Here is a 24910-nt window from a genome sequence, read left to right on the forward strand (position 1 = left end):
CTGTTAGGTGGCGGGATTATCGTGCTTTCTCTCCGAGGGGAGAGCTCCTAGTGTATGTGCGTTTCTCCGCATCCCTATATTTATAGGTTCGCGCGTGTGCGTACATTAGAGTGTTTAGAGAGGATATTGTAGGGGGGTACGAGATTTACGAGAGGGGAGAGCCGGGGACTTCTGGGGGCTAGACTTGGGAGAGAACTATAGCGATATAATGGGTTTCGGAGGGTGTGGATAAGTATTTCTTTACAGTTGTTAGGGTTTTATCCTCGTGTATATGAATGTTTTGTAGAGAGGATCGGGCGTAGAGATGAAGAAAGTGGTCGGATGGGGGCAAACAATCTCTCTCGGGAGGTGGTTTCACCTATACAATAATATAGGGGCACCCAGCCCCTCATCACAACATCAAACTCAAGCTACAGCACAATGACAGAGAGCAAACGCGCTTTATCAGAGTACATTTACCAGAGTAAGTACTCCCTCTACAGAGAGGATCTGGGGCGCAAGGAGAGCTGGGAGGAGAGTGTCGATCGCATCCGGGATATGCATCTGACGCACCTAGCATCGTTCGCCCCTCAGGCTCTAAAGGACGAGTGGTTCATGACGCAGTTCCACGAGGCTATTGACTATTACAAGAAGAAGAAGTTCGTAGGCTCACAGCGTAACCTCCAGTTTGGGGGAGAGCCTGTACTGAAGTCTTCGGCGAAGTCCTACAACTGTAGCTACTCGCACTGTGACCGCCTCGAGGTCTTCCGTGAGACGGAGTGGCTACTACTCAGCGGCTGTGGCTGCGGACTCTCCGTAGAGCAGGAGCACGTAGACAAGCTCCCTAATCTCCTGAGGGCCGAAGAGCTGAGCAAGCAGAGCGAGGCCTATGTCGTGGCCGATAGCATCGAGGGCTGGGCAGATGCCATCCATCGCCTCCTAGAGTACTACTTTGTCCCAGGGACGACTAAGCCCGTCTTCGACTACTCCGAAGTACGTCCCAAGGGGGCACGTATCGCAGGACGCTTCATCGCTCCAGGGCCTGATGGGCTACGTCTATCACTAGACAAGATCCGTCTCCTACTCAAGGGGGCTGTAGCTGCGGCGCAGACGAGGCTGACAGCCCTACAGTGCACCGACATCATCGCCTATCTGGCGGACTCCGTGCTCTCTGGGGGCGTTCGTCGCTCTGCCCTGATGATCCTCTTCTCTCCCGAGGATAAGGAGATGGTGAACTGTAAGCATGGCGACTGGTTCACGACCAACCCTCAGCGTGCCCGCTTCAATATGTCGGCTGCTCTCAATCGCGGAGAGGTCGAGCGTCCCGTATACGAGTACCTCTTCGAGGCGATGCGTACGAGTGGCGATCCTGGGCTCTACTGGCGCGACAAGTTCGGAGTAGGGTGCAACCCCTGCTGTGAGATCGGTTTCTATCCCACAGACAAGGACGGCAAGACGGGATGGCAGGTCTGCAACCTGGTATCTATCAATGGTATGGAGTGTACGACGGAGGAGGAGTTCTACAAGATCTGTCGCTGTGCCTCTACTCTGGCTACTGTGCAGGCGACCTACATGGATTTCCCCTACCTGAGCCCAGCAACAAGAAATATCATCGAGGCAGACCCCCTCATCGGAGTATCCATTGGGGGGATCATGAACAACCCCGAGATCCTTACCAACAAGGATATCCTAGCCGTAGGTGCGATACAGGTACGTCAGCAGAATGCCCAGTGTGCCCGCATCCTGGGGATTAACCCTGCCAGCCGTACGACCTGTGTCAAGCCGGACGGTACGGTGAGTCTCCTGCTTGGGATGACCTCTGGGATCCATGGAGCCTACGCCAAGCGCTACCTACGTAGTGTAGAGGCAAATGTCGAGGAGCCTAACCTCAAGGCCTACGAAGAGGCTAACCCCAAGGCGGTACAGCCCAACATCTTTAAGCCTACGACAGATAAGAAGATCTTCTTCCCCATCGAGGAGTCCGAGGATACCCTCCTCCGGAGTGAGCTCAGTGGTGTCAAGCTCCTAGAATACGTCAAGCTCGTCCAGCAGAGCTGGGTCATCCCCGGTATGATGGATATGGAGTCCCCCGTCAAGAACAATGTCTCCAACACCGTAGACGTCCCCAGCGATCAGTGGGATGCCGTACGTGACTGGGTCTGGGAGAACCAGAACTATATAGCAGGCGTTACCTTCCTCTCCACCTACGGAGATATGGATCTGCCACAGGCTCCTATGTGCCGTGTCTTCACCCCCGAAGAGATCCTGAGAGAGTACGGAGTGGGCTGTATGTTTGCCTCGGGACTTGTCGTGGATACGATCGAGGTCTTCGGAGACCTATGGAAGGCCTGTGAGGCCGCTCAGGGTCGTGGAGAGCAACTCTTCGTCTCCGACCAGGCTATAGACGAATATATACGGAAGAACAGCGTAGAGGGCGAGGACTCCCTAACCAGAGATCACGTACGCTCGATCCTGACCTCCAAGCTCCAGGACAAGGTCGAGAACCTCTCTGCTAAGCGAGACATCGTACGTCGTATAGAGAAGTTCGCCCACAACTACTATCGTGGAGACCTATACCGGACGGTGAACCTACTGAAGAGTGTGAACAACCTACACCTCTTCGAGCTCCTCAAGAAGACCTACAAGCCCGTAGACTGGAAGGCTGTAGACTTCTCTGGGCGGAGGTACACCAATGCTGATGAGCTAGGGGCTCAGTCCTGTGCAGGAGGAGCCTGCGAGGTCAAGTAACCCCACTCGCTGAGCTAGCCCTAGGAGGGAAAAGGGTCAGAGAATGACCCTCCCTCTTGGGGCTTCGCTCAGAAATTGTATCTTTGCACTCGTAATGTCTACCCCTAGGGGTAATTCATTGGCTCAGTAGCTTAGTTGAATAGAGCGTCAGATTCCGGTTCTGAAGGTCGAGGGTTTGAGTCCCTCCTGGGTCACATAATCACTAAGCGAATAGATATATGGCTATTTCACCTAATAAGTTCGTATCCTGTGGCTACGAGCTCTATGTCGGGGATGAGAATGAGCGTGTCCTCATGGAGGCTACGACCCCAGATCGCCCGCTAGAGTATATACAGGGTATGGGGATGATGCTCCCAGAGTTCGAAAAGCACCTCTTTGGGCTAAGCGCCGGAGACAAGTTTGACTTCACCCTCAGCGTCGAAGAGGCCTATGGACCTCGCACCGAAGAGGCTGTCCAGGAGCTCCCACGTGAGATCTTCCTAGATCAGAATGGTGACCTAGACTCTAGTGTACAAGAGGGTGCAACACTACCCCTATATACTCCTGATGGACAGACCGTACGTGGCAGTGTCCTAGAGATCAAGGAGGATGTCGTAGTGATGGACTTCAATCACCCCCTAGCTGGAGAAGAGCTTCACTTCATCGGTGAAGTGCTGGATGAGCATGATGCTACCCCAGAGGAGATCGAGCAGTTCTTCGGTGGTCATGAGGGCTGCGGTTGCGGCTGTGGTCACGACCACGATCATGAGCATGAGCACGGTGACGATGGGTGTGGTGGCTGCTGTGGCTGTCACTAAATAAGACACAACATCAGGGCACGGATGTCTGGTGGTTTCCCACCATGGACGTCCGTGCCCTCGTTTATCGAGAGATGAATACATTTGGGCGCCTACTCCGGCTGACGACCTTCGGTGAGTCTCATGGTATAGCGATAGGGGGGATACTAGATGGTTTTCCCTCGGGGCTGACTATTGACCTCGCTCTGGTGCAGGAGGCCTTGGAGAGACGTCGCCCAGGTCGCTCTGCTCTCACCTCCCCTCGCCGAGAGCCCGACGAGCTACGTATCCTATCTGGTATCTATGAGGGACGTACGACGGGGGCTCCCATAGCCTTCGTCATTGAGAACCAAGATACCCGTAGCCGTGACTATTCGACTCTGAGCACCCTCTATCGCCCTGGGCATGCCGACTATACCTATGCGATGAAGTATGGGATACGTGACCCGAGGGGTGGGGGGAGAGCCTCAGCCCGAGAGACGGCTGTCCGTGTCGTCGCTGGAGCCTTGGCGAGTCAGTGGCTACATACCCGAGGAGTAGAGATCCTGACCTATATCTCCGCTATCGGCGGTATCACACTCGTGGATGACCGCTGGAGCTATCCCTCAGATGAGCAGTATCTCAGCTGGATGCGCTCCAGTAGGCAGCATGTACTCTGCTGTCCCGACGAGGCTCTAGCAGGGCAGATGATAGCCCTCATCGAAGAAGTACGAGCTGATGGCGATAGTATCGGAGGTGTGATCTCTGGGCGTGTCCTCGGACTGCCCGTTGGTCTCGGTGAGCCACTCTATGGCAAGGCCTCTTCGTGCCTAGCCTCGGCGATGATGAGTATCAATGCCGTGAGGGGCTTCGAGCTAGGAGAGGGCTTCGGGGTAGCACAGCGGAGAGGCTCTGAGGTCAATGATGCCTTCTACAGCGATGAGGGGCATATCCGCACGTGTACCAATCACTCGGGCGGACTGCTCGGAGGCATTACTACCGGTGAGGACTTGACCTATCGTGTGGCCTTCAAGCCTACACCCTCCATTCGGAAGTCTCAGCAGACCGTCAAGACCGATGGATCAGCTACGACCGTGAGCATAGAGGGACGGCATGATCCCTGTGTCGTCCTGCGTGCACAGCCCGTAGTGGAGGCTATGACAGCCCTCTCACTCATGGACCTCTATCTGGAGTATCTAACCTATAGAGAGAGCTCCGTCTCCCTCAGACCATAATATATATCCATGGCAAGCCCTGCGGCTAAGGAAAGCATACTAGGGACGATCGTTACCTATATAGGGGTCGGGATAGGCTTCCTGACCACCTTCTTCATTCTCGCAAAGTTTCTCACACCTGAGGAGATCGGTCTGACACGTCTCCTACCCGAGCTGGCGACTCAGCTCTCGGGGCTAGGGATGCTGGGGATGACCTATTCGATTAGTCGATACTTCCCCTTCTTCAAGGACAGCCCGAGCAATCCCTATCGTGCTGAAGATGGGCCTAATCACGGCTTCCTATACTATGTCTTGGTCGTCGGAGGGATAGGAGCGCTGACGATGGTACTCCTCTATGTGCTAGCACGTGACCCACTGACCGCTCTGTATAGCAAGAATAGCCCTCTACTCTCGGACTTCTACTATGCGATCATCCCTCTGACGCTCTTCACGATGGGATGGACGATCTTTGAGCTCTATACCTACCAGCTCCTTAAGGTCGCAGTACCCAAGGGGATCAAGGAGGTGCTCCTGCGTCTACTCCAGCTAGCAGTGTATCTCCTCTATGCCTTTGGGTACATAGACTTCCCCACGATGGTATGGGGCTTCATTGGGAGCTTTGGGGTCTGTATGCTCGTTAGTGGGGTCTATCTGGGGCGGATTACCCCCCTTAGTCTAAGGCATAATCCCAGCTACGTCAGCCTAGAGATGCGTCGTGGCTTCTATCGCTATACCGCTCTGTATACCTTGACCTCTGTGGGGATTACCTTGGCGGGGCGAATGGATCTATTCATGGTTGCCTTCCTTGACCGAGGGGGACTATCCTCGGCAGGTGTCTACACGATGGCCTTCTATATGGTATCGATCATCGAGATCCCGATGCGTGCCATACTGAGTATCGCTAGCCCTAAGATCGCTGATGCAGCCAAGGAACAAGACCAGCAGCGTGTGGGCGATATCTACAAGCTGGTTGCCTTCTATCAGCTCCTAGCAGGCCTACTGATCTTCATTATGATCTGGGTAAATATCGACAATATCTTCGGTATTATGCCCAATGGCGAGCAGTTCGAGCAGGGCAAGTGGGTCTTCTTCTACCTCGGTCTAGCTAAGCTCGTGGAGCTGACCCTGACGTGTAGCCATACGGTGGTCAGTACATCCCGATACTACCACTGGAATATCTACTACACCTGCTGTGTACTCGTGATGTCCTTCCTCTCGACGATCTTCCTCATCCCAGCTCTCGGCACTATGGGGGCTGCTATCGCTATGCTCCTGACCAATGTCGTGAGCTATGGACTACAGCAGCTCCTGCTGAGTGTGAAGATGCGGGTACATCCCTTCTCTAGGCGTATGCTTCTACTCGTACCACTGACACTGCTCGCCTGGGGAGCAGATAGCCTACTCCCTAGGGTTTCCTCGGTCTGGATAGACCTCTTCCTTCGCTCCGCTGTCGTAGGGGTGGTTCTCCTTGTCCTTCTGCTCCTGATGCGTATCACCCCAGAGCTTATGGGGATGCTGGAGGGAAGGCTCCCAGCCCGATTTAAGAAGTAGACCTCAGCATAAGACTTTCCTCTAGGATGCAAGATCGTCCCCTTCGGATACTCTTACTCTCGACCTCTGACCTAGGAGGTGGAGCAGCCGAGGCTTGTCGTAGACTCGTGGAGGCCTTCGCTGGGCTATGCTACGTAGAGGTGAGGCTCTTGGTTCTTCATCGAGGATCTGACCTATCTCAGGTCGGTACGGTAGCGTCTACTCCGCTGAGGAAGCTAAAGGGACGGTATTATTTCCTCTCCGAGCGTCTGGAGATCTACCTGAGGAATGGACGCTCACGGCATGACCTCTTTCGTGTCTCTACGGCTCACTACGGCTTCGATGTCTCTAAGCATCCGTGGGTGAAGTGGGCAGATGTCCTACACCTCCACTGGATCAATCAGGGGTTTCTCTCTCTCTCTTCGCTAGAGCGACTCTCCACTCTAGGTAAGCCGATCTTCGTCACACTGCACGATCTCTGGATGGCTACGGGTATCTGTCACCTACCCTTAGAGTTTAGTCAGGACTCAGGAGCGACCCTTTGCCCGCACTACGAGCAGGGCTGTGGCTTCTGCCCTCTGCTGAGGAGTACGGTACAGGAAGATCTCTCTCGACAGGTGCAACGTACGAAGGGTTTCCTGAGTGGGGAGATGTTCCACTATATCGCTGTTAGCCGAGCTGAGGCCAGGCTCTTCTCGCGTAGTCCACTGATGAGAGGACGCCCAGCCCCAATCGTCCTACCCAATCCCATCGACCTCGAGCTCTTCTCTCCAGACCGAGTAAAGGAGGAGGTGACCTATGAATGGCACTCCCCCCGCACTCGCTACCTGCTCCTCGTGGCAGCTCGCCTGGATGATGAGGTCAAGGGTGGCCGTCTACTCCGTGAGATCTGTACCCATCTGAGGGCAGACGCTCCAGAGCTCGCTGAGGAGCTGTGCCTCCTGCTAGTCGGTACGATCAAGGAGCCGACAGCCTTTGCCGATTATCCTATCTCTACTCGGACACTAGGCTCTATTAGAGACCGACGGGACTTGGCTATGCTCTATCGCCTCTCCTCGGTGGTGCTCTCCACGAGTGTCTATGAGACCCAGGGACAGACCCTCGTAGAGGGGCTGGCGATGGGGACTCCTGCGATTAGCTTTGCTTGTGGGGGGCCAGAGGATATAATACATGATGGGGAGAACGGCTTCCTCATCCCCCCCTTCGATACGCACCTCTATGCTCAGAGACTGGCTCAGCTACTCCGAGCACGAGAGGCGGGAGGCTTTACCCCGAGTATCTGCCGACAGAGCGTGCAGGGCTTCGCTGCAGATGCTATAGCCGTGCAGCTCCTCTCCCTCTACGAATACGCCCTTTCCCTTTCCATACCTAAATCATAATCGAATGAACCAGCGTCCTACGATAACGATCATCACGATCTGCTATAATGCGCAGTCTACGATCTCTCGTACACTAGAGAGTATCCAGGCGCAGACCTATATAGACCTAGAGTATCTAGTCATAGATGGAGCCTCGAGAGATGCGACCCTAGAGCTCGTATCCAGGCTCGCTCCCCGAGCACGAGTCTTCAGTGAGCGAGATCAGGGGATCTATGATGCGATGAACAAAGGGCTCAAGCATGCTACAGGTGACTATGTCTGGTATATAAATGCGGGGGATGCCCTTCCCTTACCCACGACTGTCGAGGAGCTCGTCTCAGAGGCCTTTGCCGATGGACGAGAACCCGATGTCATTTATGGTGATACACGCCTCATTGATGCTGAGGGGCGAGACTTAGGGCTACGGAGACTTCGGCCTCCACATGAGCTCACTTGGCGTAGCTTCGAGGAGGGGATGCTGGTCTGTCATCAGGCCTTCATCGTGCGGCGTACCCTAGCACCGTATTACAACCTCCGCTATCGCTTCTCCTCGGATGTGGACTGGTGTATCCGTGTGCTCCGGGAGGCTCGGTGTTGCTTCTTCATAGACCGCCCTATAGCTCTGTACCTCAATGTCGGGACGACGACGGCCAATCACCGGGCATCACTCATAGAGCGCTTCGAGATCATGAGTGAGCACTACGGACTCTGGCGTACGCTCCGACAGCATCTACGCTTCCTCTTTGTACGTAGGAGGTAGAACTTAGGTGTCTCGATCCAATAAGGAGGGGGCGTCCTCTCTATCCCATGGGATAGGGAGGACGCCCCCTCTGTCTATATGATTGTACGGGTGTCGCTCTAGTTCACGATCAGTAGGTAGTAATTCTTCTTCCCTCGCTGGACGAGTAGGAAACGTCCTGCGATGAGGTGCTCTGTACCTACGAGGTCTTCGGGAGAGGTGACCTTTTCCTTGTTGAGGCTAAGTCCGCCCGCTGCGATGAGCTTGCGAAGCTCTCCCTTGGAGGGGAGTACGGCTGCCTGCTCCGTGAGGAGGTCAGCGATCTTGACTCCAGAGCTCAGGGTATCACGGGAGACCTCGAACTGAGGCACGCCCTCGAATACAGAGAGGAGCGTACCTTCGTCGAGGGCCTGTAGCTGCTCCTTGGTCCCCTGCCCGAATAAGATCGAGGAGGCAGATACGGCGGCTTCGTAGTCAGCTCGGCTATGTACGAGCGTGGTGAGCTCCTCTGCTAGGCGCTTCTGTAGGGGGCGGAGATGTGGTGCTGCAGCTTGCTCCTGCTCCAGCTGGGCGATCTCCTCTTGTCCCAGAGTGGTGAATATCTTGATGTAGCGGGCGGCATCGGCATCGTTCACATTGAGCCAGAACTGGTAGAAGGCATAGGGGCTCGTGCGGGCAGGGTCTAGCCATACATTGCCTGACTCGGTCTTGCCAAACTTACCTCCGTCAGCCTTTGTGATGAGAGGACAGACGAGGGCATAGGCTTCACCACCCTCCTTGCGACGGATGAGCTCTGTACCCGTGGTGATGTTGCCCCATTGGTCTGAGCCCCCCATCTGTAGGCGGCAGCCATAGTTGCGGTAGAGGTATAGATAATCGTAGCCCTGCAGGAGCTGGTAGCTGAACTCAGTGAAGGACATCCCAGCAGAGTTCTCGCCATTGAGGCGCTTCTTCACCGAGTCCTTAGCCATCATATAGTTCACCGTGATGTGCTTGCCGATGTCTCTGATGAAGGCTAGGAACGAGTAGTCCTTCATCCAATCATAGTTATTGACGAGGACGGCAGCGTTAGGAGCACCACTATCGAAGTCGAGGAACTTAGCCAGCTGTCGCTTGATACACTCTTGGTTGTGACGTAGGGTTTCCTCATCTAGGAGATTGCGCTCTGCAGACTTCATTGAGGGGTCACCGATCATGCCCGTTGCCCCTCCGATTAGTGCTAATGGACGATGTCCCGCACGCTGTAGATGCCGTAGCATCATCACACCCACCAGGTGACCGATGTGTAGCGAGTCTGCGGTGGGGTCGATACCGAGGTAGGCAGAGGTGCGCTCCTTGAGTAGCTGCTCCTCTGTCCCTGGGATCATATCATGGATCATCCCACGCCAGCGGAGCTCTTCAATAAAGTTGGTCATATTATTCTTCTGAAGCTATTGATTGTCTATTCCTTGCACTGCAAAGATACGTATTATTGCCAGCAGATACGCCCTGAGAATAGTCGTTGTGCCCGGATCCAAAGACTTTGGGTGAGCTCTTCTTCCTCGATCCCGAGTACGCTACTGGCCAGCTCGTAGACACTACCGATCGGCAGCGTCGCCTGATCATCCGTCTCTAGGAAGGCTCGCCCGAAGTGGTTCGCTAGGGTCAGACTCTCCCCTTGGTAGTGCTCCCCGAAGCTCAGATAGAGTCCCTTGTCTAGCAGTGGGCGGGCACTGCTGGGCTTGCCTCGGAAACCATGTATTACCCAGGGGCTCCGTGGGCTGTACTTCTTATGCAGGCGTAGAAGCTCATCCTGTGCTCCCACGAGGTGGATGATCAGTGGGAGCTGCCTCCGCTCGCTTATCTTGATCTGCTCCTCGAAGAGGTGAACCTGTAGGGCAAAGTCTGTGTCGCACCGCCTATCTAATCCTGCTTCGCCGAGGGCGATGATACGAGGCTCTCTATCCAGATGGTACTCTAGCATCTCTAGGGCATCATCCCCGAGGCTGGGGAGCTCCCAGGGGTGTAGTCCTAGGCTGTAGTATAGACCTTGTTCCTCGGGGAAGGATATACCCGTTGATAGACTCAGACTCTGGATGCTAATCACTCCCGGCATAGGCTGAGGGGGATGGATGTGGGTGTGTAGGTCTACCTTAGGAGGAGGTGGATTGGTGGGCATCTATATCTCGCGTAGATGTGGTTGCTCAGGGGACGGGGTCGTAGCCGCTCCCACCCCATGGGTGACAGCGGAGTATACGACGTATAGCCAGATAGAGCCCCCGTAGAGGCCCATGTCGCCGTATCGCCTCGATCGCGTAGGTGGAGCAGGAGGGGGTGAAGCGGCAGGAAGGAGGAGTGAGGGGAGAGATAGCCCCCTTGTAGAAGTAGATGGGGAGTAGGAGTAGCCAGATGACGAGCTTCCTCAGCCCATGTAATAGAGTCTTCATGGTCGCTCTTCCGCCTCTTGGCCTAGGACGATCGCCGAGGCTTTTGCAAGAGCCTTGAGCATACCTCGCTCTACCTCGCTGTAGTCAGGGAGCCCCTTGGCCACGGATAGGAGACCGAGGTGTATGCGTAGTCCTCGTTCGGTGGCTAAGGTCTGTAGGGCATGCTTGTTCAGGCGGTAGGTCTCACGGATGAGTCGCTTGATGCGGTTGCGCTTGTTAGCACGCTTGTGGTACTTCTTTGCCACCACGACGAGGATAGCGACACCCGCCTGCTCTTCCTCCTCTAGGGGACGATAGTGGACGAGGACACGTAGAGGGTAGGCGATGAAGCTCCGGCTCGAGGCAAAGAGAGCGTCTACATCTCGCTTGAGATGTAGACGCTCCTTCTTCTTCAGCGTATAGCGTTGGGGGTGAGGCGTGCTACACACGGGGCTCGCCTATTTGTTCTTTTGTTCCAGGTACTTCTCTAGTGCCATGGCCATAGAGGGCGCCGTAGGGGAGGGGGCTGCTAGGTCTAGACGAAGTCCAGCCTGCTCGACAGCCCGGCAGGTCGCAGGACCAAAGGCTGCGATGAGGAGCTTGCCCTGCGTAAAGTCAGGATGATTGTGTAGGAGGGAAGTCACTCCTGCTGGGCTGAAGAAGATGATCATATCATACTTCTCCTTCTTCTCTGCTTCGGTGAACTCTGCGCTGACTGTACGGTACATCACAGCATGTCCGTACTGGAGCTTCTTAGCCTCCAGCTGCTCTAGTAGATCCATCTTGTGATCCTCTGCCATGGGGAGGAAGTAGACTTCCTTGCTGTGCTTGGCCATGAGGCTAACAAGCTCAGCTTGTCCCCCTGGCTCGGGGTAGAAGACCTTGCGCTTGCGGTAGACGATGAACTTCTGGAGATAGTTGGCCACCTGCTCGTTGATGCAGAAGTACTTCATATCATCTGGCATCGTCACGCGAAGCTCTTCACTCAGCTGGAAGAAATGCTCCATGGCCTTACGGGAGGTGAAGACGATCGCAGTATGATCTAGGATATTCACCTTCTGATTGCGAAACTCTCGGGGGGTAACAGATTCTACTTCGATGAAGGCTCGGAAGGTAGCGGTTGCATCATAGCGAGCTGCTATATCGAAGTAAGGGGACTTCCCTGACTCAGGCTGAGGCTGTGAGATTAGGATCTTCTTGATACTCATTGAAACAAACTCGGTAGGAGATCACTCCTAGTCAAATAGATTCCACCCCCTATAATGTAGAGGAATGGAACGACTTCGTGGGCGCAAAGGTACAAAAAAAGAAGCAAGTACCCTCCCGTCTCCCCCTTGAGGCGACGAGTGACACCCCACACCGTCACTATCTGTACGAGGATGATCGTCCCTAGGAAGATGAGCCCGAGGGATAGAGCGGGTATCGGCAGGAGTGTAGCCAAGGCCAATAGGAGGATCAGGCGTGCCCGTATCCAGTCCAAGAAGAAATAGTCTCGGCCGAGGAGCGTCCCCTGCCCCTCAGAGAAGAGGATGTACCTCCAGAACCGAAAGACCTGAGCATGAAAGAGTAGGATCACGAAGATCGCTAGCGCGAAGAGCCCGATCCATAGGAGTGTCGTCTCGTAGCCCGTGATCGGTAGACGCCCCATGAGGACGAGGATACGATAGAAGATAAAGCCCCCGCCGAGGCTCTCCAGTAGATAGATGAGGAACTGGTAGAGCCATACAGGGATGACTCGTGCCACCTGAGAGCGGATAGTCCCCGTATGGCGATACTTGATGCTTAGCCAGATCAGTGAACTGAAGCCCGGGGCTAGCCCACGCACGAGGAGCGTCAGCAGACCGATAACGAGGATGATGAGATAGCTGATATTTGTAAACTGCTCTGTCAGTCTGAAATCCATAGACTCATTCTATCGTGGGACTCTATTCGCCCACAAAGATACACCCTTCTGTATAATCACGCTAAATAAGTTGTATATTTGCAACTACTCACCCACATAACTTACCCAACAACTTAAAGACTACAAGGATGAATAACAAGAATCTCCTCTATGGGACGATCGCATTCGTCTCCCTAATCTTCCTCGCCTCCGTCGCCTTCCTGGCGAGTGGGCTAAAGGGCTTCCGCTCACAGACCAAGAAGAACGTCAGTGTGACCGGTATGGCTGAGCGCAACTTCGAGTCCGACCTCATGGTGTGGTCTGCCTCCCTCTCTGTCCGAGCATACAACCTGTCCGATGCCTACAGCGAGCTAACCAAGCAGCGTGAAGCCGTGAGCGCCTTCCTCAAGCGCAAGAATGTACCTGCCGATGCGATCAGTTACAGCAGTGTGAGCATCTCGCGCGAAGAGGAACGTGTCGAGGATGATCGCCACGTTTATTACCGCTTCAATGGCTATCTACTCACCCAGACCGTGACTATCACCTCCAAGGACGTCGATGCTACAGAGGCTGTCTCTCGTCAGATCTCTGAACTCATCACTCAGGGGATAGAGATCCGGTCAGAGGATCCCCGCTACTATTACACCAAGCTCAATGACCTCAAGATACAGATGCTCAAGGATGCTAGTGAAGATGCTCGCAACCGTGCTAAGGTCATAGCCGAAGGGGGAGCATCTAGCCTAGGCAAGCTCCAACACTCCAGCATGGGAGTCTTCCAGATCGTTGGGCAGAATAGTGATGAGGATTACAGTTGGGGAGGCTCATTCAATACCACCTCCAAGTTGAAGACCGCAACGATTACTGTCACCTCTACCTTTGCTCTCAACTGATCCTCCGCCCCCCTTCACCTAGCTACATCTTCACACCATCCCCCACAGATCCCGACGGGAGTCTGTGGGGGATGGTTCTTTTGTGTCAGTTACACGGAGGGCTATAGACCAAGGGAGGGGAGTGAAAGAGTGTCGGATACCTCGCCTCTCCTTGATGGGGCTCTCCTATCAAGTTATGTCGATGGTCCTACTCTGTCTCTGTCGTCTCTTCCTCTGCAGGCTGTCTACCGAGACGACGAGCCTCGTCAAACTTCTCCTTCATCGTGGGATTGTTTCTCGTCAGCTTACGGATGGTCAGTGACTCGGCCTTGTCATTGGCTAGGCGGAGGTTGTTTTCACTCCCGATGAGGGCTTCCTTGATCTTCTGTAGGTGCTGGATAGACTTGTCTATCTCATCTATTGCCGTCTGGAAGCGCTCGCTGGCTAAGCGATAGTTGCGACCGAATTTGTCTTGGAATTCCCGAAGCTGGTTCTCGAAGTTAGTTACATCGACCGACTGCCGGCGCGCGGTCTCTAGCTCTCTCCTATACTCTAGACTCTTCCTAGAGGTCTGCACGAGTAGGGTGATCAGGGGGATAAAGAACTGGGGGCGGATCACGTACATCTTCTCATAGCGGTGCGACATATCGACGATCCCCGCATTATATAGCTCATTCTCTGGCTCTAGGAGAGATACGAGGACAGCGTACTCGCACCCCTTGCTTCGGCGGTCGCTGTCGAGCTTCTTGAGGAAGTCCTCGTTGCGATGCTTGGTGGCCGTCGTATCCATCTCGTTCTTCATCTCAAACATGATAGAGAGGTACTCGACTCCATCTACGCTGTCCCTGAAGATGAAGTCCCCCTTGGCCCCACCCGAAGCATCATTATCCTTCTCGAAGTAAGCCCCCGGCATCACGGGGCGGAGCATCTGGCTAAAGAGGTTGGCACAGTGTGCCTCTAGGGTCTCGCCGACCATCTTGGTCGATAGGCGAAGCTTCATGTCCTTGTAGTAGTCGATGAGCTCGTTAGCTTTCTTTAGCTCTAGGTCATGAGCCGTATGTAGTCTCTGTAGCTCACTTTCCTTTTCGCTGAGAGCCTGCTGAGCTGTCTGTCGCTCCTGGAGTACTGCGATTTTGGTCTCCTTCTCCTTCTGGGCGATCGAGGCCTGGAGGGTGGCGATCTCGTTATCCTTCTTTGCGAGAGCAAGCTCTAGCTCGGCTTGCTTGCTCTCTTCGTAGCTCTGTAGTCTTGCCTGGAGCCTAGCTATCTCTAGGTCTTTCTCAGCCTGTATAGCTTGCTTCTCTCGCTCTAGGTCGCTGGCTCGGCTCGCCTGCTTGCCTAGCTCTAGTTTCCACTTGGTCTCTTCTTGTCGGATGGCTACCTCTTGGGCAGCCTGCTGTAGCTCCTGTAGCTCTTGTACTCTACGCTTGAGCTCTCGGTCGAACTCTGCGCTCCGTACTTGGCTCAGGATCGCTGCGTAGCCAGCCTCGTCTACCGTGAAGACACTATTACATTTGGGGCATTTCAGTTCCTTCATATGAGAGGGGTGATATGGAGATGATTTGAATGGTATACTCTTTCGTGCAAAGTTAGCTCTTTCCTCTGTATCCCCTAGTACAGGCTCATCCTTGTCATGGAACCAGTGTATAGACTCCTTGAGCATCCGCTACTCTTGGGTGCTTACGGAGGGGGATTTCGCGGTTAGGGGAGAGCCCTAGGCCTAATCTTCTGATTGCTTAGCCGTTAGTCTCGGGACATACACCTACGAGAGAGCTCTACCGAGGATATACCTAGAGCGGAGTAGTGTACACGCGTGTATACTGTTGTGTACACGTGGGTATACAGTAGTGTACACACGTGTATACTCTTCTCTCCTAGATAGCAGGTGTTGCACGGTAGATATACACAAGTAGATATACACCAATAGTGTAGATCCTACCTTCCCTAGAAAGTGCTCCTCGCCCCCTTTGCTCTTGGCCTCTGGTGATTTCTCATATGTTAGCCCGAGGAGAGCTCTTGAGAGATGGCAGGGCTGGTGCATGATGTTGCCCATAGCTAGGTAGACTTGCTTAGCTTTGTTTCATCCACTCTCGCTCTCATGTTATGGAACTTCCTATCTAGCCTCATCAGTAATCTCAGCCCGATCGATAATCGCCGTAGTGATAAGAATAAATGCTAGCTCTTACCGCTCCTTCTGCTCATCGTCTTCTGTGCAAGTATCTCGAAGCATAACTCTAGATTATGTCCAAGCGCATAGGACAGCCGTAGGGGACTTTACAAGGAACTCTTCGGGGAGGAGCTGGAGCATGTCACTCCCACCCACGCCCCCCTGAGACCTATAAGTTATCCCCATCAAGTCTTCAAACAAGCCTATCTCTCTCTGATTATCTAGGATCTGAGCAAAGGGTGTCCATGTTGACTGAGATAGTTCCTTAGGAATGCTGTATATTTGGCGACAACGAAGAATACAAGTAAGATTCTATGAAGCGATTTACCAACTGTACTCTAGGGGCTAGAGATGTTATCCTACTGTTAGAAGAACTACATAGACGTGGCTACGAACGCATGCGTTTCTTTGGTTATCTATCACCTAATGGGATGGCTTATAGAGTTCATCTAGCGCATCGAGATGCAATGAGTGAAAACGGCTACGAATTGGAGGGAGAGGCTATTTGGTATTCCTCTGTTGGCTCTGATTGCTGTGGGCTATCTGCGGATTCTCTTGCTGATGAGTTCCTAGAAGAGTTTGCAGAGCACCCAGATCTACTCAGGGCTAAGGCGGTGGATTCAGATTATGTACAGTGGTTTAGACGAGTAGTAGAGCTTGCATGCAGAGGCATTTATCCAAATCCCTACTCTGATGATCGGATAGCGAGTATATGTAGTGGATATATCGATACCATTGGAGGAGATGGCGAACATTTTCCTTTGCCTCCGGTATCTCCACAGCCATTTACTGGAACACCTGCTGCACATGTTTGGGTGGAATGTGCTTCTCTAGTTGCCAAGCGTCTGCATCTGGGACAAGTAGATAAGGCTGGTGTGCCTTATTACGAAGGTCATCTCTCTGCTGTTGCTGCTCAGGGAAGGGACTGGCGTGAACGGGTAGTTGGTTATCTGCATGATAGTACTGAGGATACCCAATCTACGCCGGACTTCGTACTGTCCCTTTTGGAAGAGCTTGCAGGGGCTTCGTTACCTAGGCGAGATAGAAATGAAATAGAGCGAGCACTAAGGCTTCTAGACCACCATTGTGCAGCTAATCGAGAGTCTTATATACAAGGTATAGTGGCTAGTCCATTAGCAACGGCTGTCAAACTACATGATTTGACTCATAACATGGATCTTTCTCGACTAGTATCCCCTTCTCCTCGGGACTACGAACGCTTGGAACGCTATAAATGTGAGTTTGCCTATCTGAGTAATTTTCTTCGTCCGCCAACTTATCTCGACTAGCTTATATTCATAGAATCGTTGGATAGACAATCTAGGCTCTTCCTTTCGAGGCACTTGACTGTTGATAAGAAGAGTGAGGTGCAAATGAAGTACAAGAATAGGAGAACAAAAACCTTCGGATGAAGCCCAATGTGTAGATAGATAAAAGGAAAGGCGCTCATAACGAGCGCCTTTCCTTTTTGAGTACTACTTAGGCTTTACTTGTGGTCAGCAGCTACTTTCCGATGCAGAAGTGGGCAAAGATGTTGTGGAGGACAGTGTCGCTCGTGATCTCTTGGCCGGTCACTTCGCCGATGGCCGTGACTGCGATGCGTAGGTCGGGGGTGATGAGGTCGGTTGGCAAGCCTTCGGTAAGGGCTCTGTGTACTTGCTCTAGTGCACTCTGCGCCTTGGTGAGGAGGGCATAGTGGCGAGCGTTGCTGACGACGAGGTCAGAGGGGCTGAGGTGGGGTAAGCCCAGGGTGGAGACAAGAGCCTTGCGGAGCTCATCGATCCCGAGACCCTCCTTTGCTGATAGGCTTAGCAGGGGAGTGCCCTCTGGGAAGAGCTGACGTAGGGGCGAGGTGGGGGAGAGAAGCTCCGTGATACGACTTGGCTCGAGGAGGTCTGCCTTATTCAGTAGTACGAGGTAGGAGACTTCGGCGAGACGGGGCATAAGATCCTGTACGGAGGAGAGGTAGGCTTTGTCCTCTAGCCTTGTGCCGTCCAGCATGAGTAGGACGATAGTGGCGGAGGCCATTTTGTCGTAGCTACGCTCGATACCAAGTGCCTCGATAGCATCGGTTGTAGTACGTAGCCCTGCAGTATCTATGAAGCGGAAGGTAATGCCCTCAACATTGAGTACCTCCTCGATGGTGTCACGTGTCGTACCCTCGAGGTCGCTAACGATCGCACGCTCTTCGCCGAGTAGGGCATTTAGTAGGGTGCTCTTGCCTGCGTTGGTTGCCCCAATGATTGCCACGGGGATGCCTCGCTTGATGGCATTCCCTAGACGGAAGCTCTCAGTAAGTCTGCTTATCTTCTGTGCAAGTTCTTCTAGGAGCTCTAGCAGCTGAGATCGGTCTGCAAAGGTCACATCCTCCTCACTAAAGTCCAGCTCTAGCTCCATTAGGGAGGTGAGCTGGATGAGCCGATCACGTAGTGCCGTGAACTCCCTGCTGTATCCCCCTCGCATCTGAGAGAGCGCCATACGGTGCTGGGCGGCACTCTCCGAGGCGATGAGGTCGGCGACAGCCTCCGCACGGCTAAGGTCCATCTTGCCATTGAGGTAGGCTCGTCGGGTATACTCTCCTGGGGCAGCTATACGACAGCCGTTGTCGGTGAGAGCCTCGAGCAAGGCCTGCTGGATATATTCAGATCCGTGGCAGGAGATCTCTACAACATCCTCACCTGTGTAGGAGCGTGGGGCAGGGAAGCAGGTGACGAGGACTTCGTCGAGGAGCTTTCCTTCGTGGACGATCTTGCCTAGATAGGCTGTACGAGCCTTGGCACGCTCTAGGCTACGTAGCTCCGAGCAGGTGAAGATCTGATCCACGATACCGATAGCCTCTGACCCTGAGATGCGGATGAGGGCTACCCCTCCAGAGCCTGGGGGGGTGGCTACGGCGCATATCGTATCGCTGCTGATGAGTGTATGCTGCATATAGGGGAGGGTAGGCTAGAAGTTGAAGTAGATGAACGGCTGAGCATCGGCACTACGTATCTGCAGCATAGCGAAGATCACGAGGATAAAGACGGCAGCCTGTATGACGAAGTTCCGATTGGTGATCCAAGACCTAAACCACTGCTCCTGGCGATGCGAGGTGAAGTGAAGTAGGTAGCCGATAGCCATGATGATCAGTACCCCACGATAGCCCTCCACGAACTGCATGAAGACCTCGGGAGTGAAGTGCCCTATGATCTGATTGATGACCGTCGTCGCCGTCTCCATCGAGTCGGCACGGAAGAATATCCATGCAAAGCACACGAGATGGAAGGTGATCACTTGCCCTAGGAACCGCTGTATCCATAGTGGCTTGGCTCTCCGTATGCCGAGCCGAGCGGTGACGGATAGATAGAACTTGTGTAGCGCAAGAGCTACGCCATGGATAGCCCCCCATAGGACGAAGCGTAGAGCCGCTCCGTGCCATAGCCCCCCGAGGAGCATCGTGAGGAAGAGGTTGATATAGGTGCGTATGCGCCCCTTTCGGTTCCCGCCTAGTGGGATGTAGAGATAGTCTCGGAGCCAAGAGGAGAGCGAGATGTGCCAGCGTCGCCAGAACTCCGATATGCTCCCAGACTGGTAGGGTGAGTCAAAGTTGATATTGAAGCGGAAGCCAAGCAGTAGGGCAATACCAATAGCCATATCCGAGTAGCCCGAGAAGTCGCAGTAAATCTGCATCGCATAGCCATAGGTAGCGAAGAGGTTCTCGATCCCCGTGAAGCGAGAGGGCTCGGCAAAGACTTGGTCTACGAGGTTAGCCCCGATGAAGTCCCCGATGATAGCCTTCTTGATCAGCCCCGAGATGATGAGGGCTAGTGCCTCCCCGTACTCAGCCCTCAGTAGCTGTGGTCTACGATGGATCTGTGGTATGAAGTCCTTGGCTCGAACGATAGGTCCAGCGACGAGCTGAGGGAAGAAGGAGAGGTAAAAGAGGTAGTCGATCCACTTCCTCAGTGGGCGTATCTCACCCCGATAGATGTCTACCGTGTAGCTTAGCGTCTGGAAGGTGTAGAAGGAGATCCCTGCCGGTATGAAGTAGTCTCTAGCCTCCAGCGGTACATCTAGTGGTGCTGATAGCCCCAGGGCTGCCAGCGCCATCTGGGAGAGATCAAGCAGGAAGTAGAAGTACTTGAAGTAGGAGAGTAGACCCAGATTGACTAGGATACTTAGTGTCATCAGCCCCCGACGGACACGAGGATTGTCACTCCCCCCCATAGCTCGTCCGATCAGATAGTCCATCGTGGCCGAGAATAGGAGGATGACCACATACCATCCACTACTCTCGTAGTAGAAGAAGAGGGAAAAGGCAGCTACGAAGAGGATCCGTAGCGCCGTCCTATTCCTCAGTAGGAGGTAGGTCGGTAGGAAGAGTAGGGCACAGAAGAGGAATAGGCCCGAGGAGAAGATCATCGGGCTATCCCGGTCGAAGGAGAGTACCTCTGGCAGTCGCCCCCAGTCTATTGTATCTAGGTAGTTCATTCGCTTTACTTTATCGGCTAAGGACACTTAGCCCTATGCTATATATTCTTCTCAGATGATAGCTTTGTTTCGTCTTGGTCCCCTCTCTAGCTTCTCGCTCTCCGAGGGGGCGGATTACTGTTGATTATGCCCCTAGGGCGGCTTGTAGAGCCTCTGCGATCAGCTGTCCCTGACGCTCGTACCCCCTCACGCTATAGTGTACGCGGTCGTTGGCAATGAGTCCATCCTGGATCCATTGCTCTACCCCGATCTCGCCTCCCATGGCGCTGTAGAGGTCAAAGGCTGCGAGCCCATTGGCCTCTGCGTAGCGCATGATCTCGGCTGCCACACGACGGGCATTGTCGTTGAAGGTATAGCTCACCGTACTCGCCTTCGACTGACGATGGCGCCCATGCTGACCTCCATGAGCCTGCCTGAAGTAGCTCGGTGGGGGAGTCGTCAGTAGGATCTTGGTACGGGGAAGTGCCTCCTGCACGAGATGGATCGTTCGATCAAGGCTCTCGCGGAAGCTATTCATCGAGAAGGAGTAGCTATACGAGTCGTTCGTCCCGAGGGAGATGATCAGTAGCTCGGGTTCTAGTAGAGCTAGCTGCTCGATGTAGTCCTCTCGGGCATAGTGCCGATAGGTAGTCCCGTTGATACCGATGTCGTGTACGAGGACTCCCCCCTTGCCAGAAAGTAGGACACATCCCGCATAGACGGCCTCATCCCCATCCCCCTGCTGAGGGGTGAGTGTGACCTCGGCATGCGGGGAGGTCCAGGAGAGCGTATCCACTACATAGGCTCCTACGGAGAATATGCCTCGACGAAGCTGCCCCGGAGGGAAGCTCGAGAGCGCATTGGAGGAGGCTGAGCGCAGGAGATACATCCGAGAAAAGGGATTGAGGGGGGAGGATATGGATAGTGAAAAGGCACCTCCTCGCTTTGTCCTCAAGGCATAGCCCCCGACCCCCATAGGGATAGACCCGTCATCCTTGAGTAGGGTCTGTCGTTGCCACCCCAGCCCCGTACTGGTGATCCTGTAGTCTCCGGGGGCATTGGAGCCGTAGAGACGATACCACCCGATCCAGCCTCGGCCAGCATTGCCGTATGCCCTCTGCAGGGTACGGCGGATAGGGGCAGTGATATGTCCTGCCTGGATATGACTATCCCCGATCTGTACGATGGAGATAGGGGTCTGAGACTGCTTCGAGAGGCTCAGCTTCACCTTCAGGGGAGCTAGGTATCCCTGTGGGGCATACCAGTTGGGGATAGGTCGGGGGACCATCGAGTAGCTCCCTACGAGGGAGGCTGAGAGGATGATGAGATCTAGCCCGAGCTTACCTAATAGCATCATAATACTTTTCTTCGAGGAGGAAGGCTTCGAGGAACTGGCTAGCGAGCTCTGCGCCCCCTCGGTGTGCGAGGTGCGTATAGTCCTTAGCTGCCCAGCCTCGCTCTGCTAGCTTACCTATCCCGCCTAGACGGACGACTGCAGCACGAGTACTCCAGAAGGTCAGACCGAGCTCCGAGGCTAGGTGTATCTGGGCTTCCTCTAGCTTCACTGCAGCAGGCATGGTGACGACCTTGCCCTCAGACTTCTTCCCTCGGTCGGATACCCCGAGGATGAGGTACTCGGCACGCCCTGTAGTCGCCTTGAGGTGGCGGATAGCATTGCCCATCTTCATCGTATAGTGGGAGTAGTCGAGCTGCTTGGGAGAGATGATGTTCAGCCCATATTGTAGGATAATCAGGTCGTAGGGATGCGCCGCGCAGAAGCTTGAGTTCAGTGCGTCATTGACCGAGGCGAGGGGGAGCCCAGAGTTGCCTCGTGTCGAGAAGTTATCTACAGCAATACCTGAGGAAGCATCCAGCGATACCCCGTAGCAGGTGAAGCCCGAGGCTCCCGAGACGAGGCTAAACTTGAGGGTGCTGATATGTCCCTCCGCCAGACGATAGGCCTCTAGCCCCTCACGCTCTGTCGCAGGGAGCTCTATGGTGCGAGCCTCCCCGTCGTTGGTCGATACAGAGAGGGAGACGGGCTGGCTGGCACGATAGTAGATCGTGGCGATCTCGAAGGGACGATCTCCCTTGGCGACCGTATAGCGTACCCAGTCCCCGACCTGACCGGTGAAGTAGTAGCCCGTGAGGGGATAGTCTCCCTTCTTGTGGAGCTGCTTGTACTCCTTCCACCCCTTGAACTCGTGACGTATCGTACGGCGGAAGCCTGCTGTCTCTGAGGATAGAGGCATCCAGCCGACCCCAGAGCCTCCATAGCGAGCCTGTAGCATGCTCCTGAGGCTGCCGCTGAATATATCCCCTTCGATGAAGGAGTCTCCGAGTACAGCTATACGTACGGGACGACCCAAGGAACTCCGCCTACGGAGCTGAGCGAAGAAGTGCCGTAGGCCGTCATGCTCAGGCGTCATATCGATGATCGTATTGTCCTCAGACGAGACAGCCTTAGTATGCTCCTGAGGCTGCGTCGTGTTAGAGGATGATGAGGCGACGGCCTCTGCCTTGATCTGCTCGTAGATCTGCTCCCGACGCCGCACGCGTGCATTGTCCTTGCGTGCATGTTCGCTGAGCTTCTCTGCACCCTTTGCATTGTTGATTGTGTCAGGGGCTTGGTAGCGAAGATCGGATAGGAGATCCACCTTGGTAAGCTCCCACCGATCTACCTTCTCGGGCAGGAAGTAGAGCGCTCCTAGCCCTAGGGCTACGACTAGGAAGAGGAGCCAGGCGCGGAGGAGGTAGTCCTTGGGGGCTCTTTCCTGAGGCTCCTTATCTGTGGGCTTATTCTTTTTTTTCTTCTTCATGAAGGGGATGCACTAGTCTTTCTTTATCGTCATAGCTCCACACGCTGTGTCGTGTGAGCTCTATAGCTAATATCTATGGGGAGGGCTAAGCCTGGAAGATCTTCATCTGACAGTGGATACAGTCAAACTCTAGCCGGAGCTTATTGCCCTCTCGGCTGAGGTAGAGAGGCTCACGATAGGGCATCTTCTCCGAGGTCTCACGGATACAGTAGCCGAGTTCGTGCTTGATACAGTGCTTGGTGCACATTAGTTCTGCGGTCTTGACCGGGACGAGCTCGAAGGCCTTTGCTGGTTCCGTATAGCCCATAGCCTCATAGTAGGCACGGGCTAGATGATTGGATATGTTAGCTCTATAGTCGGCCTGACGCATACGTCGTGGGGGGACATCCTCCTTCGTGAGCGACTTCATCTGTTGAGTTCGCTGCGAGGTGAGGGGAGCTTGTAGCTTGTCCCAGCTCAGCAGATACTCCTCTACGGCCTCACGGCGTAGACGGGTGAGGAGCGATAAGGGGATGAATGGAGTCGAGGTCAGCTCTAGCTCTACCTCCCGAGCGGCTAAATCGGTATCTCCTAGCTTGGAGAGCTCTGAGCGAAGACGATCGGGGTCAAAGTTCCGAGCTTCCTCTAGTTCCATCTCCAGACGTGTGGTCGTGTGGTGCTCTGGATAGTCGTGGCTACGTATCTCTAGTTCCAGAGCAGAGGGGAGCTGTCGTAGACGAAGGCTGACTCGTAGGCGGCGCTCTGCTGTCGGGCCAGCGAGTAGGCGCTCGAAGGCCTGATCATAGTTCCTATAGACCTGACTTCCCTCGGGGAGAGAACTCCCTCGTCCTAGCTGCAGCCTCCCCTCAGGAGTGACTCGATTGATACGGAGACCATCTACTCGTCCCCCGGGGGTGACGAAGAGTAGCCCATCGCCATTGCTTAGAGGCTCCTGGGTATCGATCGTGATCCCGTCTCGTCCCTTGCGTGCACGACCGAGATACTGGCCTTGGCTCTTCGGAGTGAGGGGATTGATGACCGAGGCATTGGGGTGCTCGGGGGTAGCTAGGTGGAAGAGGTAGGGAGTAAAGCCACGGTTGAAGCTCTTCGCAGGGTCAGGGACGAAGCGTAGAGACACTTCCCCGAAGCTAGCTCTGCAGTACTTCTCTGGGTAGAGGGCTATGATGCGATCTAGCTCACGTCTGTAGTGTGCTGTGATATTCTTCACATAGCTCTCACCCTTGAGCCGGCCCTCTATCTTGAGGGAGGAGGCTCCAGCCTCTAGGATCTGCTCTAGTACCTCCGTGCGATTGAGGTCTCGTGGAGATAGTAGGTGCTCCTCGGTGCGGATCTTCCGCCCCTCGTCATCGATGAGGTCATAGGGTAGGCGACACTGCTGGGAGCATTCACCACGATTGGCTGATCGCCCTGTCAGTGCATGAGAGAGGTAGCACCGCCCGCTGTAGGAGACACATAGGGCTCCGTGGATGAAGACCTCTAGGGGGACAGTCGTCACGGCTCGTATGCGTCGTATCTGCTCCACGTTGAGCTCTCGAGCTAGGACGACCTGCTCGAAGCCCAAGGCCTCCAGGTGCTGTACATCCTCGGGCTCTAGGGTGTCACACTGCGTACTGGAGTGTAGGGGGATCGGGGGGAGATTCATCCGAGTAATCCCCATGTCCTGAATGATGAGGGCATCCACACCTGCACGATAGAGATCCCATATCATCTGCTCGGCTTCCTGTAGCTCGTGGTCGTAGAGGATCGTATTGACGGTGACATAGATACGTACCCCGAAGCGGTGTGCCTCACTAGTCAGCTGGCATATATCCTCTAGTGGAACTCCCGCAGCGGCACGAGCTCCGAAGCGTGGAGCTCCTATATATATGGCGTCGGCTCCGTGCTGGATAGCAGCTCGGGCTGTGTCTAGGTCTCGTGCGGGAGCGAGGAGCTCTATGGGGCGAAGGGTCGGCTTGATAGTCGTATCTATATGATGGTGGGACGGGTGGAGTGGGGA

20 protein-coding genes and 1 tRNA gene are annotated in these 24910 nt (G+C 54.4%); 9 read left to right on the plus strand and 12 right to left on the minus strand.

All coding sequences use genetic code 11. From position 1 onward, the window contains the following. The first annotated feature begins 420 nt into the window (after positions 1–420). The 7 genes from QZ170_RS00080 to QZ170_RS00110 all read left to right on the plus strand — a co-directional run bounded on the left by QZ170_RS00080 (position 421) and on the right by QZ170_RS00110 (position 8344). A complete protein-coding gene (locus QZ170_RS00080) occupies positions 421–2727 on the plus strand; it encodes a hypothetical protein (RefSeq protein ID WP_297175776.1) in 2307 nt (768 codons plus the stop codon). Between the two features lie 120 nt (positions 2728–2847). After that, positions 2848–2921: transfer RNA gene (locus QZ170_RS00085), tRNA-Arg, on the plus strand. A 24-nt stretch (positions 2922–2945) separates the two neighbouring features. After that, positions 2946–3524, plus strand: coding sequence for a peptidylprolyl isomerase (locus tag QZ170_RS00090; RefSeq protein WP_297175777.1), 579 nt, complete (start codon positions 2946–2948; stop codon positions 3522–3524). A gap of 74 nt (positions 3525–3598) precedes the next feature. Further along, positions 3599–4717 carry a chorismate synthase gene (gene aroC / locus QZ170_RS00095; protein ID WP_297175778.1) on the plus strand — a complete coding sequence of 373 codons (1119 nt, stop codon included), beginning with the start codon at positions 3599–3601 and terminating at the stop codon, positions 4715–4717. Between the two features lie 9 nt (positions 4718–4726). After that, entirely contained in the window at positions 4727–6247 is a 1521-nt protein-coding gene (locus QZ170_RS00100) for a polysaccharide biosynthesis C-terminal domain-containing protein (protein ID WP_297175779.1), read from the plus strand. Between the two features lie 26 nt (positions 6248–6273). After that, positions 6274–7605, plus strand: coding sequence for a glycosyltransferase (locus tag QZ170_RS00105; RefSeq protein ID WP_297175780.1), 1332 nt, complete (start codon positions 6274–6276; stop codon positions 7603–7605). A 4-nt stretch (positions 7606–7609) separates the two neighbouring features. Continuing rightward, positions 7610–8344, plus strand: a complete 735-nt coding sequence (locus tag QZ170_RS00110; RefSeq protein ID WP_297175781.1) for a glycosyltransferase family 2 protein — start codon at positions 7610–7612, stop codon at positions 8342–8344. Positions 8345–8442: 98 nt separating this feature from the next. On the opposite strand, the gene tyrS is transcribed toward QZ170_RS00110, so the two are convergent. The 6 genes from tyrS to QZ170_RS00140 are packed head-to-tail and all read right to left on the minus strand — an operon-like array spanning position 8443 to position 12631. Beyond that, positions 8443–9738 carry a tyrosine--tRNA ligase gene (gene tyrS / locus QZ170_RS00115; RefSeq protein WP_297175782.1) on the minus strand — a complete coding sequence of 432 codons (1296 nt, stop codon included), beginning with the start codon at positions 9736–9738 and terminating at the stop codon, positions 8443–8445. A 53-nt stretch (positions 9739–9791) separates the two neighbouring features. Further along, entirely contained in the window at positions 9792–10481 is a 690-nt protein-coding gene (locus tag QZ170_RS00120) for a TatD family hydrolase (RefSeq protein ID WP_297175783.1), read from the minus strand. Positions 10482–10506: 25 nt separating this feature from the next. Next, on the minus strand, positions 10507–10728 hold the full coding sequence (gene yidD / locus QZ170_RS00125; protein ID WP_297175855.1) for a membrane protein insertion efficiency factor YidD: 222 nt from the start codon (positions 10726–10728) through the stop codon (positions 10507–10509). 17 nt (positions 10729–10745) lie between these two features. Beyond that, positions 10746–11177 carry a ribonuclease P protein component gene (gene rnpA, locus QZ170_RS00130; RefSeq protein WP_297175784.1) on the minus strand — a complete coding sequence of 144 codons (432 nt, stop codon included), beginning with the start codon at positions 11175–11177 and terminating at the stop codon, positions 10746–10748. Between the two features lie 9 nt (positions 11178–11186). Beyond that, positions 11187–11936 (minus strand): uroporphyrinogen-III synthase, encoded by a 750-nt coding sequence (locus tag QZ170_RS00135; protein ID WP_297175785.1) that lies wholly within the window; start codon positions 11934–11936, stop codon positions 11187–11189. Then, on the minus strand, positions 11933–12631 hold the full coding sequence (locus QZ170_RS00140) for a DUF4271 domain-containing protein (protein ID WP_297175786.1): 699 nt from the start codon (positions 12629–12631) through the stop codon (positions 11933–11935). The genes QZ170_RS00135 and QZ170_RS00140 overlap by 4 nt, the downstream gene beginning before the upstream one ends. Before the next feature lie 128 nt (positions 12632–12759). Here QZ170_RS00140 and QZ170_RS00145 point away from each other — a divergent pair, with 128 nt between their 5' ends. Further along, positions 12760–13500, plus strand: coding sequence for an SIMPL domain-containing protein (locus tag QZ170_RS00145; RefSeq protein ID WP_297175787.1), 741 nt, complete (start codon positions 12760–12762; stop codon positions 13498–13500). A gap of 187 nt (positions 13501–13687) precedes the next feature. Here QZ170_RS00145 and QZ170_RS00150 read toward each other — a convergent pair whose 3' ends face one another. Next, a complete protein-coding gene (locus QZ170_RS00150) occupies positions 13688–15016 on the minus strand; it encodes a DUF2130 domain-containing protein (protein WP_297175788.1) in 1329 nt (442 codons plus the stop codon). 944 nt (positions 15017–15960) lie between these two features. Here QZ170_RS00150 and QZ170_RS09105 point away from each other — a divergent pair. Next, positions 15961–16935, plus strand: a complete 975-nt coding sequence (locus tag QZ170_RS09105) for a hypothetical protein (protein WP_365299554.1) — start codon at positions 15961–15963, stop codon at positions 16933–16935. A gap of 214 nt (positions 16936–17149) precedes the next feature. Here the strand turns inward: QZ170_RS09105 and mnmE are convergent, their stop codons facing one another. The 5 genes from mnmE to QZ170_RS00180 form a co-directional block, all read right to left on the minus strand. Next, a complete protein-coding gene (mnmE, locus tag QZ170_RS00160) occupies positions 17150–18562 on the minus strand; it encodes a tRNA uridine-5-carboxymethylaminomethyl(34) synthesis GTPase MnmE (RefSeq protein WP_297175857.1) in 1413 nt (470 codons plus the stop codon). A 30-nt stretch (positions 18563–18592) separates the two neighbouring features. Continuing rightward, positions 18593–20116 (minus strand): MBOAT family O-acyltransferase, encoded by a 1524-nt coding sequence (locus QZ170_RS00165; RefSeq protein WP_297175789.1) that lies wholly within the window; start codon positions 20114–20116, stop codon positions 18593–18595. Positions 20117–20240: 124 nt separating this feature from the next. Next, positions 20241–21452, minus strand: coding sequence for a GDSL-type esterase/lipase family protein (locus tag QZ170_RS00170; RefSeq protein ID WP_297175790.1), 1212 nt, complete (start codon positions 21450–21452; stop codon positions 20241–20243). Further along, the gene (locus QZ170_RS00175; RefSeq protein WP_297175791.1) at positions 21436–22914 is read right to left on the minus strand and encodes an acylhydrolase; all 1479 of its coding nucleotides are present in this window, start codon (positions 22912–22914) and stop codon (positions 21436–21438) included. The genes QZ170_RS00170 and QZ170_RS00175 overlap by 17 nt, the downstream gene beginning before the upstream one ends. Positions 22915–22999: 85 nt before the next feature. Further along, complete coding sequence (locus QZ170_RS00180) at positions 23000–24871, minus strand: U32 family peptidase (protein WP_297175858.1); 1872 nt, start codon at positions 24869–24871, stop codon at positions 23000–23002. Positions 24872–24910 lie beyond the last annotated feature (39 nt).

This window comes from uncultured Porphyromonas sp. (assembly GCF_905372525.1).
In the GTDB taxonomy this organism is placed as follows: domain Bacteria; phylum Bacteroidota; class Bacteroidia; order Bacteroidales; family Porphyromonadaceae; genus Porphyromonas.

What these genes read in the sequence shown, in the direction of transcription:
- QZ170_RS00165 (WP_297175789.1), bottom strand. Translation starts at nt 20,116, where the DNA reads ATGAACTACCTAGATACAATAGACTGGGGGCGACTGCCAGAGGTACTC.
- QZ170_RS00145 (WP_297175787.1), top strand. Translation starts at nt 12,760, where the DNA reads ATGAATAACAAGAATCTCCTCTATGGGACGATCGCATTCGTCTCCCTA.
- aroC (WP_297175778.1), top strand. Translation starts at nt 3,599, where the DNA reads ATGAATACATTTGGGCGCCTACTCCGGCTGACGACCTTCGGTGAGTCT.
- tyrS (WP_297175782.1), bottom strand. Translation starts at nt 9,738, where the DNA reads ATGACCAACTTTATTGAAGAGCTCCGCTGGCGTGGGATGATCCATGAT.
- QZ170_RS00100 (WP_297175779.1), top strand. Translation starts at nt 4,727, where the DNA reads ATGGCAAGCCCTGCGGCTAAGGAAAGCATACTAGGGACGATCGTTACC.
- QZ170_RS00150 (WP_297175788.1), bottom strand. Translation starts at nt 15,016, where the DNA reads ATGAAGGAACTGAAATGCCCCAAATGTAATAGTGTCTTCACGGTAGAC.
- QZ170_RS00090 (WP_297175777.1), top strand. Translation starts at nt 2,946, where the DNA reads ATGGCTATTTCACCTAATAAGTTCGTATCCTGTGGCTACGAGCTCTAT.
- QZ170_RS00080 (WP_297175776.1), top strand. Translation starts at nt 421, where the DNA reads ATGACAGAGAGCAAACGCGCTTTATCAGAGTACATTTACCAGAGTAAG.
- QZ170_RS00135 (WP_297175785.1), bottom strand. Translation starts at nt 11,936, where the DNA reads ATGAGTATCAAGAAGATCCTAATCTCACAGCCTCAGCCTGAGTCAGGG.
- QZ170_RS00140 (WP_297175786.1), bottom strand. Translation starts at nt 12,631, where the DNA reads ATGGATTTCAGACTGACAGAGCAGTTTACAAATATCAGCTATCTCATC.
- QZ170_RS09105 (WP_365299554.1), top strand. Translation starts at nt 15,961, where the DNA reads ATGAAGCGATTTACCAACTGTACTCTAGGGGCTAGAGATGTTATCCTA.
- QZ170_RS00120 (WP_297175783.1), bottom strand. Translation starts at nt 10,481, where the DNA reads ATGCCCACCAATCCACCTCCTCCTAAGGTAGACCTACACACCCACATC.
- QZ170_RS00170 (WP_297175790.1), bottom strand. Translation starts at nt 21,452, where the DNA reads ATGATGCTATTAGGTAAGCTCGGGCTAGATCTCATCATCCTCTCAGCC.
- QZ170_RS00175 (WP_297175791.1), bottom strand. Translation starts at nt 22,914, where the DNA reads ATGAAGAAGAAAAAAAAGAATAAGCCCACAGATAAGGAGCCTCAGGAA.
- QZ170_RS00110 (WP_297175781.1), top strand. Translation starts at nt 7,610, where the DNA reads ATGAACCAGCGTCCTACGATAACGATCATCACGATCTGCTATAATGCG.
- QZ170_RS00105 (WP_297175780.1), top strand. Translation starts at nt 6,274, where the DNA reads ATGCAAGATCGTCCCCTTCGGATACTCTTACTCTCGACCTCTGACCTA.